This is a genomic window from Pseudomonas sp. KBS0710 (genome assembly GCF_005938045.2).
Classification (GTDB): domain Bacteria; phylum Pseudomonadota; class Gammaproteobacteria; order Pseudomonadales; family Pseudomonadaceae; genus Aquipseudomonas.
Map to the genome: position 1 here is coordinate 2,917,337 of NZ_VCCF02000001.1, position 11,656 is coordinate 2,928,992.

General features: G+C 62.0%; 9 protein-coding genes. 5 read left to right on the forward strand and 4 right to left on the reverse strand.

The annotated features are described in order from the left end of the window. The first annotated feature begins 131 nt into the window (after positions 1 to 131). The 5 genes from FFI16_RS13200 to FFI16_RS13220 all read left to right on the forward strand — a co-directional run bounded on the left by FFI16_RS13200 (position 132) and on the right by FFI16_RS13220 (position 5,302). Positions 132 to 1,193: a LacI family DNA-binding transcriptional regulator gene (locus FFI16_RS13200; protein WP_138815938.1), complete on the forward strand. Its 1,062-nt coding sequence runs from the start codon at positions 132 to 134 to the stop codon at positions 1,191 to 1,193. An 83-nt stretch (positions 1,194 to 1,276) separates the two neighbouring features. Beyond that, complete coding sequence (locus FFI16_RS13205) at positions 1,277 to 2,059, forward strand: sugar phosphate isomerase/epimerase (RefSeq protein ID WP_138815937.1); 783 nt, start codon at positions 1,277 to 1,279, stop codon at positions 2,057 to 2,059. Further along, positions 2,052 to 2,993 carry a sugar kinase gene (locus FFI16_RS13210; protein WP_138815936.1) on the forward strand — a complete coding sequence of 314 codons (942 nt, stop codon included), beginning with the start codon at positions 2,052 to 2,054 and terminating at the stop codon, positions 2,991 to 2,993. The genes FFI16_RS13205 and FFI16_RS13210 overlap by 8 nt, the downstream gene beginning before the upstream one ends. Before the next feature lie 45 nt (positions 2,994 to 3,038). Continuing rightward, complete coding sequence (locus FFI16_RS13215; RefSeq protein WP_138815935.1) at positions 3,039 to 4,331, forward strand: MFS transporter; 1,293 nt, start codon at positions 3,039 to 3,041, stop codon at positions 4,329 to 4,331. After that, positions 4,328 to 5,302: a D-glycerate dehydrogenase gene (locus tag FFI16_RS13220; protein WP_138815934.1), complete on the forward strand. Its 975-nt coding sequence runs from the start codon at positions 4,328 to 4,330 to the stop codon at positions 5,300 to 5,302. The genes FFI16_RS13215 and FFI16_RS13220 overlap by 4 nt, the downstream gene beginning before the upstream one ends. A gap of 1,010 nt (positions 5,303 to 6,312) precedes the next feature. Here FFI16_RS13220 and FFI16_RS13230 read toward each other — a convergent pair. From FFI16_RS13230 to FFI16_RS13245, 4 genes are read right to left on the reverse strand one after another with little or no spacing between them, the layout of a single operon-like run. Further along, the gene (locus FFI16_RS13230) at positions 6,313 to 8,016 is read right to left on the reverse strand and encodes an AMP-binding protein (RefSeq protein ID WP_138815933.1); all 1,704 of its coding nucleotides are present in this window, start codon (positions 8,014 to 8,016) and stop codon (positions 6,313 to 6,315) included. Between the two features lie 31 nt (positions 8,017 to 8,047). Next, positions 8,048 to 9,346 (reverse strand): acetyl-CoA C-acetyltransferase, encoded by a 1,299-nt coding sequence (locus FFI16_RS13235; RefSeq protein WP_138815932.1) that lies wholly within the window; start codon positions 9,344 to 9,346, stop codon positions 8,048 to 8,050. Then, positions 9,343 to 10,233 (reverse strand): MaoC/PaaZ C-terminal domain-containing protein, encoded by an 891-nt coding sequence (locus tag FFI16_RS13240; RefSeq protein WP_138815931.1) that lies wholly within the window; start codon positions 10,231 to 10,233, stop codon positions 9,343 to 9,345. The genes FFI16_RS13235 and FFI16_RS13240 overlap by 4 nt, the downstream gene beginning before the upstream one ends. A 3-nt stretch (positions 10,234 to 10,236) precedes the next feature. Continuing rightward, on the reverse strand, positions 10,237 to 11,580 hold the full coding sequence (locus FFI16_RS13245; protein WP_138815930.1) for a 3-oxoacyl-ACP reductase: 1,344 nt from the start codon (positions 11,578 to 11,580) through the stop codon (positions 10,237 to 10,239). Positions 11,581 to 11,656: the final 76 nt, after the last annotated feature.

Below are 11,656 nucleotides of genomic sequence, written 5' to 3' on the forward strand. Positions count from 1 at the left end.
CGCCGCTCGTCGGAGCGGGCCACCCGCCGATTGCGCAATAACCCTCAAATACACTTGACGTAGTTGTCGTGTTGAGGTTTCCTGAAACCGGTTTCAAGCATCACAACCTCCAATAAGAAAGGCCTGCTACCGTGACTTCTTTTTCCGCCGCCCAGCGCAGCCGCGTGACCATGCTCGACGTCGCCGAGCGCGCCGGTGTGTCCAAAGCCAGCGTGTCGCGCTTTATCGGTGACGACCGTGCCCTGCTCTCCGATGCGATTGCCTTGCGCATCGAACAGGCGATCAGTGAACTCGGCTACCGCCCCAACCAGATGGCGCGCGGTTTGAAACGCGGCCGCACGCGCCTGATCGGCATGCTGGTGGCCGATATCCGCAACCCCTATTCCATTGCCGTGATGCACGGCGTCGAAACCGCCTGCCGCCAGCATGGCTACAGCCTGGTGGTGTGCAATACCGACCGCGATGACGAGCAAGAGCGCCAGCACCTGGCGGCGCTGCGCTCGTACAACATCGAAGGGCTGATCGTGAACACCCTTGGCCACCACCTCGACCAACTGCTGGAGCTGCAACGGGAAATGCCATTGGTGCTGGTGGACCGCAAGGTCGAGCCGTTGCACAGCGACCTGGTGGGCCTGGATAACCCGGCGGCGGTACGTATTGCCGTACAGCACCTCGAACAGCAGGGTTATCGCGACCTGTTGCTGGTCAGCGAAAAAGCCGATGGCACCAGTTCCCGCCTGGAGCGTCAGGCAAGTTTTACGGCTGAGATTGCGGCCCGCCCAGTGTTGACCGGCGCGGTACTGGAACTCGATGGCACGCTGGAAAACCGTCTGCTCACCTTTCTTGCCAAGCCAGGCCCCAAGGCGTTGTTCTGCGCCAATGGCGTGGCAGCGCTGGCCTGCACCCACGCGCTCAAAAAGCTGGGCTGCACGCTGTTTGATGACGTTGGCCTGATCGCCCTGGATGACCTGGACTGGTACCCGCTGGTGGGCAACGGCATCACCGCCCTCGCCCAACCCACCGAGGCCATTGGCGCGAGCGCCTTTGACTGCCTGCTCAAACGCTTGCGCGGCGATAACGCGCCACCGCGCACCCTGGATTTTTTGCCCGAGCTGATAGTCCGTGGCTCCACTCAATCCCTAGTGGGAGCTGGCTTGCCTGCAATAGCGATCATACCGTCACCTGCTCATTGACTGACCCACCGCTATCGCAGGCAAGCCAGCTCCCACATTGGTTTTTCGTATAAAAATGAAACCGGTTTCAGAGGTACATAACAATGCATAAATACCCCGTCTCCATCAGCCTTTCCAGCTACGGCGCCGACCTGGTACGCCAGCAGGGCCAATTGAGTTTTGTCGAACTGTTGGTGGCCGCCGGCGCCCAGCGCATCGAGTGGCGTGAAGAACTGCTGACCAGCGAACACCCCGCCACCCTCGCCCAAGCCGCTGCCGAACACGGCCTGGAATCGGTGTTCTCGTCGCCTCTGGAGCTTTGGGTCGCCGGGCGCGCCCAGCCCAACGCTGAACTCAGTGCAACCCTGGACCGCGCCCAAACTTTCGGTTCGCGCTGGTTGAAGGTTTCCCTTGGCTATTTCACCGATACCAACGATTTGCAAAGCCTGCACGCCCTGCTCAACCGCCACCCGGTCAAGTTGCTGGTGGAGAACGACCAGACCTTGCACGGCGGGCGCATCGAGCCGATGCAACGTTTCTTTACTGAGGTGGAGCGCCTGGGCTTGCCGGTGAACATGACCTTCGACATCGGCAACTGGCAGTGGCAGGACCAATCCGCGCTCACCGCCGCGCGGCTGTTGGGCCGTCATGTGGATTACCTGCACTGCAAGGCTGTGGCGCGGCGCCAGGACGGCAAGCTGGTGGCCTTGCCGCCCGGCGCCACCGACCTGCATCTGTGGGAACAACTGCTCAAACATATGACTCAAGGTATTACCCGGGCCGTGGAATTCCCGTTGCAAGGCGATGACCTGGTTGCCGTCACTGCCCAGCAGGTGAGCGCCCTCGCCCTCCTTGGCCAGCCCCGTGCGGAGAACGCCCATGTCTGAGATCGATATCCTTTCGTTTGGTGAAACCATGGCGATGTTTGTCGCCGAGCAGACCGGCGACCTGGCCCAGGTGGCGCAGTTTCACAAGCGCATTGCCGGGGCCGACAGCAATGTTGCGATCGGCCTGTCGCGCCTGGGGTTCAACGTGGCGTGGCTGAGCCGTGTCGGCAACGATTCCCTGGGGCGCTTTGTGGTCGAGACCCTGAAAAAGGAAGGCCTGGATTGTCGCCATGTGGCGGTCGACCCACTGCACCCGACCGGCTTTCAATTCAAGTCCCGTGAAGAAGCCGGCGCCGACCCGCAGGTGGAGTACTTCCGTAAAGGCTCGGCGGCCAGCCACTTGTCGATTGCCGCGATCAGCCCCGCCTTGCTGCAAGCGCGTCACCTGCACGCCACCGGCATCCCGCCCGCCTTGTCCGAGGCCACCCGCGAGTTGTCCGTGGAGCTGATGACGCAGATGCGCAAAGCCGGGCGCAGCGTGTCGTTCGACCCGAACCTGCGCCCGTCGCTGTGGGCCAGCCAAGCGCAGATGATCGGCGAAATCAACGCCCTCGCCGCCCTGGCCGATTGGGTCCTGCCGGGCTTGGGCGAAGGCCGCTTGCTCACCGGTTTCGACGACCCGGCCGACATCGCCGCGTTCTACCTCGACCAGGGCGCCGAAGCCGTGGCGATCAAACTGGGCGCGGACGGCGCTTACTACCGCACCCATATGGACCAGGGTTTTATTGCCGCCGTACCGGTGGATACCGTGGTGGATACCGTCGGTGCCGGTGACGGTTTTGCCGTCGGCATGATCAGCGCCCTGCTGGAAAACCTGAGCTTCCCCGAGGCGGTACAGCGCGGCAACTGGATCGGCAGCCGCGCCGTGCAAAGCCGGGGTGATATGGAAGGTTTACCCAGCCGTTCCGAATTACCCGCCCGATCTGTTGCATGACCCACTCCCTGTTGCCACAACTACAACAAGCTCAGGAGCAACCCCATGGAAACTGTGAAACTCGCCACCCGCCGCTGGTGGTACATCATGCCTATCGTGTTTATCACCTACAGCCTCGCGTACCTGGATCGCGCCAACTACGGCTTCGCCGCGGCCTCCGGCATGGCCGAAGACCTGATGATCACGCCGGGCATGTCGTCATTGCTGGGCGCGCTGTTTTTTCTTGGCTACTTTTTCTTCCAGGTGCCAGGAGCCATCTACGCGCAAAAACGCAGCGTTAAAAAACTGATTTTCGTCAGCCTGATTCTGTGGGGCAGCCTGGCCACACTCACCGGCGTGGTGTCCAACGCCTATATGCTGATCGCCATTCGCTTCATGCTCGGCGTGGTCGAAGCGGCGGTGATGCCGGCGATGCTGGTGTACCTGTGCCACTGGTTTACCCGTGCCGAACGCTCGCGGGCCAACACCTTCCTGATCCTCGGCAACCCGGTGACCATGATGTGGATGTCGGTGGTGTCGGGCTACCTGGTGCAGCACTTCAGTTGGCGCTGGATGTTTATCATCGAAGGCCTGCCGGCGGTGATCTGGGCGTTTATCTGGTGGAAGCTGGCGGATGAAAAACCTGCCGACGCCAAGTGGTTGAGCGAGCAGCATAAACGCGACCTGGAAAGCGCCCTGGCCGCCGAGCAGGTCGGGATCAAGGCCGTGAAGAACTACGCCGAAGCCTTTCGTTCGCCCAAGGTAATCATCCTGGCGCTGCAGTTTTTTTGCTGGAGCATCGGCGTGTATGGCTTTGTGCTGTGGCTGCCGTCGATCCTCAAGGCCGGCTTGCAGATGGACATGGTCGAAGCCGGTTGGCTCTCGGCGCTGCCGTACCTGGCGGCGGTGATCGGCATGCTGGCGGTGTCGTGGGGCTCGGACAAGCTGCAAAAACGTAAACGTTTTGTGTGGCCGCCGCTGCTGATCGCGTCTATCGCCTTCTACGCATCCTACGCGCTGGGCGCTGAGCACTTCTGGTGGTCCTACACCCTGCTGGTCATCGCCGGCGCTTGCATGTATGCGCCCTACGGTCCGTTTTTCGCCATCGTCCCGGAAATCCTCCCGGCCAACGTCGCCGGTGGCGCCATGGCGCTGATCAACAGCATGGGCGCGCTCGGCTCGTTTGGCGGTTCATACCTGGTCGGCTACCTCAATAGCAGCACCGGCTCACCCGGCGCCTCGTACCTGCTGATGAGCGGCGCGCTGATGTTTGCCGTGGTGCTGACGATTTTCCTCAAGCCCGGCGCCAGTGATCGCGTGCCGGTGCCCACCCTGGAGTTGAAGGTAAAAACCTCATGAAAAAGTCTGTCGTCCTGTACAAAAAGCTCTCCGCGCCGTTGATGGCCCGCTTGCACGAACACGTCGATGTGACCCTGATCGACGCCCTCGACGAACCCGGCCTGGCCCGGCTGCGTGACGCCTTGCCCGGCGCCCACGGCCTGCTGGGTGCCAGCCTGCGCCTGGATGCCAAGCTGCTCGACCTGGCGCCCAAGCTCGAAGCGGTGGCCAGTGTGTCGGTGGGCGTCGACAACTACGATATCGACTACCTGACCCAGCGCGGCATCCTGCTCAGCAATACCCCGGATGTGCTGACCGAAACCACCGCGGACACCGGTTTCGCGCTGATCCTGGCCACCGCCCGCCGAGTGGTCGAGCTGGCCGACATGGTGCGTGCCGGGCAGTGGAGCAAGAACATCGGACCGGCGCATTTCGGCACCGATGTGCATGGCAAGACCTTGGGCATTATCGGCATGGGCCGCATCGGCGAAGCGCTGGCTCAGCGCGGGCATTTCGGTTTTGGCATGCCGGTGATTTACCACAGCCATTCGCCCAAGCCGCTGGTAGAGGAGCGCTTTGGGGCGCAGTTTCGAAGCTTGCCGGAGTTGCTGCAGCAGGCCGACTTTGTGTGCCTGACGTTGCCGCTCACGGCTGAAACCGAAAAGCTGATTGGCGCGCGTGAGTTTGGGTTGATGGGGCAGGACACCATTTTTATCAACATTTCACGTGGCAAGGTGGTGGACGAGGGGGCCCTGGTTGAGGCGCTGCAACAACGCACGATTCGGGCGGCGGGGCTGGATGTGTTTGAGCGCGAGCCGTTGAATCATGACTCGCCGTTGTTGCGCTTGAACAATGTGGTGGCCACGCCGCATATCGGTTCGGCGACCCACGAGACGCGGGAGGCGATGGCCGCCTGCGCGGTGGAGAACCTGCTTTTGGCGCTGGCTGGGGAGCGGCCGAAAAATCTGGTTAATACGAGTGTGTATGCTTGATTTTGCGGTGGGTTGGTCGGTGTATTCGGTGACTGACACACTGCTGTGTACATATCCGTTATTTGGGTAGTGGCGGCTTAGGGTTCCGCCCTGACGGCGGGTCACTTTTGTAAAGACACAAAAGTAACCAAAAGGTCTTCGCCCCAACACTCGGTGCCTCGCTATGGCTCGGCATGCCCGCAATCCGACAGTGATTTGGGGGGTCGTGTTTGACGGGGCGCTCTCAGATCAAGATCACGATCACAAGCGCAGATCAAAAGACCGCTGACTTCGTCATCGAAAAGGATGTAAGGGCCGGAGCAACAGCAACAGCATAGCCACACTCGGTCAAAGGTGGGAGCTGGCTTGCCTGCGATAGCATCAACTCGGTGTACCTGACACACCGAGGTGCCTGCATCGCAGGCAAGCCAGCTCCCACACAAAGCCAGATCCCACAGAAAAGCAGCTCTTCAGTGCATGCAAATCCACAGCCGACCTCATTTTAAAAGCTGCATGCGGTCAACTGTGGGAGCGGGCTTGCTCGCGAATGCGGTGGGTCAGTGACAGATGAATTGACTGACACACCGCATTCGCGAGCAAGCCCGCTCCCACATTTAGACTGCGTTGCATCAGGTAGATAGGCTTTGGATTTGCACTTGATCTGGCTCTTGCTTCAACCACTCAGGTCGGCTTTCAGGCCGCCGTGCTGTAGATCTTGATCTTGATCTGCTTTTGATCTCAGACGCCCCGTTAACCACGATGGCCGAACGCAGGCTTGAATCCGTGGCTAACCCGGCAGGACGCCGGGTTAGCCGCGCTGGGCCAAGGATGGCCCATCGCGGCGGCCCACGGATTCAAGCCTTCGTTCTGGCACACCGAGCCTAAGCGAGGTGCCGAGTGGTGGGGCGAGGACTTTTTGGTTACCTTTTTGGTCCTTCAAAAAGTGACCCGCCGTCAGGGCGGAACCCTAAGCCGCCATCACCCAAATAACGGATATACACCCGATCAACCAGCTCCACAGTTAAAGCAAATCAACGCAACGCCCGGCGCAGCACCTTACCCACCGTAGTCTTGGGCAACTCGACACTGCGAAACTCCACATACTTGGGCACCTTGTACCCCGTCAGATATTCCCGGCAATGGGCCAGGATCTGCTCCTGGGTCAAGCTCGGGTCCTTGCGCACTACGATGATCTTGACCTTCTCCCCCGTCACCGGATCTTCCACCCCAATGGCCGCCACCTCCCCCACACCGGGATGCAACGCCACCACATCCTCAATCTCATTCGGATACACGTTAAACCCCGAAACCAGGATCATGTCTTTCTTGCGATCCACCAGCCGAATATACCCACGCTCATCCATCACCCCAATGTCCCCGGTGGAAAGCCAGCCCTGGGCATCCAGCACTTCAGCGGTTTCCTTGGGCCGCTTCCAGTACCCCTGCATCACCTGCGGGCCACGCACTTGCAGTTCACCTTGCTCACCAATCTCCGCCAGCTCGCCGTCCTCACGCATAAACCGCACCCAGGTCGACGGCAACGGCACGCCGATGCTGCCGGTGAATTCCATCTCGCGCATGCGCGCAATGTTGATCGGGCTGATGCTCACCACCGGCGAGCATTCCGTCAGCCCATAACCTTCAATGATCGGCAGCCCCGTGACCTCCTTCCAACGTTTGGCCACCGCCGTGTGCGTGGCCATGCCGCCAGCAATCACCATGCGCAGGTCAGAGAAATCCCGCGCACAGAACTCTTTGTTTTCGAGCAAGCCGTTAAACAGAGTGTTGACCCCGGCAATGCCATTGAAGCGCTCCTTGCGCAAAATCATCTGTACTCGTTTCACATCCCGAGGGTTGGCAATCAGGATATTGCGCCCGCCCAGGCACATGAACATCAGGCAGTTCACCGTCAGCGAAAAGATGTGATACAGCGGCAGCAAGGTCACGTTGGTTTCCTGCTTGTCCTGGTCCAATTGGTCCCCAACCCAGGCCTTGGCTTGCAACAGGTTGGCGATGATATTGCGGTGGCTGAGCATCACGCCCTTGGCATCCCCGGTGGTGCCGCCGGTGTATTGCAAAAACGCCAGCTCATCGAGGTGCATCTCCACCGGAAAATGGTTCAGCGCCCGTCCCTGTTTCAACACGTTGTTGAAGCGTACCGAACCCGGCAGCTTGAATGCCGGCACCTGCTTTTGCACGCGCCGCAGGATGAAGTTCATCGCCGCGCCCTTGAAGGTGCCCAGCAGATCGCCAATGGCCGCCACCACCACGCGTTTGACACGGCTGCCGTGCGCGACTTTTTCAAAGGTATGGGCGAAGTTCTCAAAGATCACCAGGGTTTCGGCTTCGCTGTCCTTGAGCAAATGCTTGAGTTCATGGGAGGTGTACAACGGGTTGACGTTGACCACCACCGCACCGGCCAGGATCGTGCCCAACAGACAGATCGGGTACTGCAAGCAATTGGGCATCATCAGCGCCACACGGTCGCCCTTTTTCACGCCTTGGCCCTGTAACCACGCGGCGAACGCCTGGCCTTGCACCTGCCAGTCGGCGTAGGTCATTTCGGTGCCGATGCTGACGTAGGCGACCCGCTCGCGGAATTTTTCCAGGTGCTCCAGGAACACCTCGCGCAGCGACGGGTAGGCCTCGATACCGGCCTCGATGTCCGCCGGCACGCCCGGCAAGTAGGCGTTCAACCAGACCCGTTCGGTGTGTTCCTGGCTTACAGCGTTCATGGCAGTCTCCTTATTGTTGTTTTTGATCAGGCTATTTTTCGACGATGGCGGTAATGCCCAGCCCGCCGGCTGCACAAATCGAAATCAGGCCGCGCCCACCCCCGTTCTCATGGATGGTTTTGGCCAGCGCCGCCAGTTGCCGGCCACCGGTGGCGGCAAACGGATGGCCACAGCCCAGGGAGCCACCGTTGACGTTCATCTTGCTGCGGTCGATGGCACCCAGCGGCGCCTCCAAGCCTAGACGCTCGCGGCAATAGTCGGGGTCTTCCCACGCCTTGAGCGTGCACAGCACCTGGGCGGCAAAGGCTTCGTGAATTTCAAAAAAATCAAAGTCGGCAAACCCAAGCCCCTCTCGCTTGAGCATGCGCGGCACGGCATACGCCGGGGCCATCAACAAGCCTTCGGTGCCGTCGACAAAGTTCACCGCAGCGGTTTCGCCGGTACGCAGGTAGGCCAGCACCGGCAAACCCTGCTCGGCAGCCCAGGCTTCGCTGGCCAGCAAGACCACTGAGGCGCCGTCGGTCAGCGGCGTGGAGTTACCCGCCGTGAGCGTGCCGTTCTGGCGGTCGTAGGCCGCAGACAGGCCCGCGAGTTTTTCCAGGCTGGTGTCGGCACGCAGGTTGTTGTCACGGGCCAGGCCACGATACGGAGTGATCAAGTCGTCAAAAAAGCCACGCTTATAGGCCGCATCCAGGCGCTGGTGGCTGGTGAGGGTCAGTTCATCCTGGGCCAGCCGTTTGATCTGCCAGCGCTTGGCCATTTCTTCGCAGTGTTCACCCATGGACAAACCGGTACGCGGCTCGCCATTGCGCGGCAGCAACGGCTTGAAAAACATCGACGGACGCACCTTCAGCAAGGCCTTCACTTTGGCGCCCATGCCCCTGGCGCGATTGGCCGCCAGCAAGGTGTGGCGCAGCGATTCATTGATGCCGATGGGCGCATCGGAGGTGGTGTCGGCACCGCCGGCGATGCCCACTTCGATCTGGCCGAGGGCGATTTTGTTGGCGACCAGCAAGGCCGCTTCCAGCCCGGTGCCGCAGGCTTGCTGTACGTCGTAGGCAGGGGTGTCAGATGACAATGTGGTAGACAGCAACGCCTCACGCGCCAGGTTGAAGTCGCGCGAATGCTTGATCACCGCGCCCGCAGCAAACTCGCCCAGGCGCTGGCCGTGCAGGTTGTAGCGTTCGACCAGGCCTTGCAGCGCAGCCACCAGCAAGTCCTGATTGCTGTCGTGGGCATACACCGTGTTGGAGCGGGCAAACGGGATACGGTTGCCGCCGATAATCGCCACGCGGCGGGTCGGGGCCGGGTTGAAGCTGTAGTCACTCATTCGTGGCTCTCTTTCCAAATAAATAGCCCGCGCATATGCGGTTTGTCACCGGCAAAATTGCGCACTTCGAACTCACGGCGCGGGCCGGTCACCGGGCGGCTCCACAGTGCAACCTGGCCGGGCAGGAAGATCGGCAGCTTGAAGTCGCAATGCGCTTGCGCCTGATCCAGCCCGCCCGGCGGTTGCTGCGCCGCCAGTGCGCGGCCCAGGGTCCACATGCCATGGGCGATGGCGCGGCGAAAGCCGAAGATCCTGGCGCCGATCACCGAGGTATGAATCGGGTTGAAATCCCCCGAGACCTTGGCAAACCGGCGCCCCAGGTCGGCCGGCAGCACCCAGCGCTGGGTGCGCAACAGGCCGTCTTCCTGCAAGGCCAGCACGTCGTCCCAGGGTTCGCCGACCGGGTCTTTGACGTCGCGGCGCAGGTACAGGCTGTCGCTTTCCCACACCAACGTATCCGCCGCAAAGGCGCGGGTGGCGATGCTCAGCGCCTGGCCCTTGGGGTGCGCCACCCAGCGCTCGCAATACACTTCCAGGCGCAATGCCTGGCCTTCGTGCAAACGCTGGTGCTGACGAATGCGATTGGCCAGGTGCACCATGCCACTGGCCGGGTACGGGAAACTCGGCCGGGTCAGCAACATCAAGTGCAGTGGGAACGCCAGCACATGCGGATAAGACAGCGGCACGCCCTGTTCACGGCGAAAACCGCAGGCACGGCCATAGGCGGCGATGCCAGTGGCGCTCAGTTCCACCGCCGAACGCACCAGCCGTTCTGCAGGCAATGGCGGCGGCCCGTCGAGCTTGGGTTTGCGCAGTGCGCGCACGCCGTCCAGCAACAGCTGGGTGCGTGACGGTGGCGGGTCGATGATCTGCGTCACGTAGTCCATGGTTCAGGCTCCCAGCAGGCTTTGGCCGCACACGCGCACCACCTGGCCATTGACCCCGCCGGACGCCGGGTGCGCCAGCCAGGCGATGGTCTCGGCCACGTCGATCGGCTGCCCGCCCTGGGACAGCGAGTTCATGCGCCGCCCAGCCTCACGGATCATCAGCGGGATTTTCGCGGTCATCTGGGTTTCGATAAACCCCGGCGCCACCGCATTTACCGTGACCTGCAACGCAGCCGCCTGGGGGGCCAGGCCCTGCACCAGACCAATCACGCCCGCCTTGGAGGTGGCGTAGTTGCTTTGCCCGAGGTTGCCGGCAATGCCGGAAATCGACGACACGCACACAATCCGCCCGCCAGGGTTCAAGCCCTGCCCCTCCAACAATGCGCTGCTGAGCTGCAACGGTGCTTCGAGGTTGACCGCCAGCACACTGCGCCAGGCGGCTTCGGTCATCTTGGCGATGGTCTTGTCGCGGGTGATCCCGGCGTTGTGCACCACCACGTCGAATGCGCCGTATTGGCTGACATGCGCCTGCAACAGCGCGGCCGCATCGGAAGCGGTGATGTCCAGCGGCAAGGCCGAGCCGTTCACACTGTCGGCGGCTTGCTGCAGCGCAGCCTGGGCCTGGGGCACGTCCACGCAAACCACATGGGCGCCGTCGCGGGCCAGCACCTGGGCAATCGCCAGGCCAATGCCACGGGAGGCGCCGGTGACCAGGGCACGGCGGCCGGCGAAGGGTTTGTCCCAGTTCACTGTCACCTGGCCGTCCACGGGTTTTTCCAGGCGCACCACCTGGCCCGACACATAGGCCGAGCGGCGCGACAAAAAGAACCGCAGGCTGCTGGCCAGCGCGTCTTCGGCGCCCGGCGCCACGTAGATCAATTGCACTGTGACTGCGCGGCGCAATTCCTTGGCCAGCGAGCGCACCAGCCCTTCAAGGGCACGCTGGGCGATGGCCTGGGGCAAGTCCTGGCAATGTTCCGGCGCCGTGCCGAGCACCACCACGCGGCCGTGCTGGCTGAGGCGCTTGGCATTGGCGTGGAAGAACACGTAGAGCTCGTCGAGTTGTTGCAGGTCGAGCACGGCGGTGGCGTCGAACACCGCGCCCTGCACCTTGACCGTGGACGGCGCCTTGAGGGTTGCCGGGGTGGCGGCGACGGTGTCGGTGTCTTTGAAGAGCTGTTGCACCTGCGCAACCAGGCGCCCTGCCCCGGCGACGATCACCGGGTTGGCCAGGCCTTGCTGGCCGCTGCGGTGGCGCTGCAAAGGCAAGGGTTGCGGCAGGCCGATGACTTGGGCCAGGCGTCGGCCCCAGGGGGAATTGACGAAGGATAGGTAGCTGTCACTCATAAAATATTCTTTCCCTGTAAACCCGATCAACTGTGGGAGCTGGCTTGCCTGCGATAGCGGTGTGCCAGGTAAACCG

Excerpts from the sequence above, each read along its gene's own strand:
- FFI16_RS13205 (WP_138815937.1), top strand. The coding sequence starts at position 1,277 with ATGCATAAATACCCCGTCTCCATCAGCCTTTCCAGCTACGGCGCCGAC.
- FFI16_RS13210 (WP_138815936.1), top strand. The coding sequence starts at position 2,052 with ATGTCTGAGATCGATATCCTTTCGTTTGGTGAAACCATGGCGATGTTT.
- FFI16_RS13215 (WP_138815935.1), top strand. The coding sequence starts at position 3,039 with ATGGAAACTGTGAAACTCGCCACCCGCCGCTGGTGGTACATCATGCCT.
- FFI16_RS13220 (WP_138815934.1), top strand. The coding sequence starts at position 4,328 with ATGAAAAAGTCTGTCGTCCTGTACAAAAAGCTCTCCGCGCCGTTGATG.
- FFI16_RS13230 (WP_138815933.1), bottom strand. The coding sequence starts at position 8,016 with ATGAACGCTGTAAGCCAGGAACACACCGAACGGGTCTGGTTGAACGCC.
- FFI16_RS13235 (WP_138815932.1), bottom strand. The coding sequence starts at position 9,346 with ATGAGTGACTACAGCTTCAACCCGGCCCCGACCCGCCGCGTGGCGATT.
- FFI16_RS13240 (WP_138815931.1), bottom strand. The coding sequence starts at position 10,233 with ATGGACTACGTGACGCAGATCATCGACCCGCCACCGTCACGCACCCAG.
- FFI16_RS13245 (WP_138815930.1), bottom strand. The coding sequence starts at position 11,580 with ATGAGTGACAGCTACCTATCCTTCGTCAATTCCCCCTGGGGCCGACGC.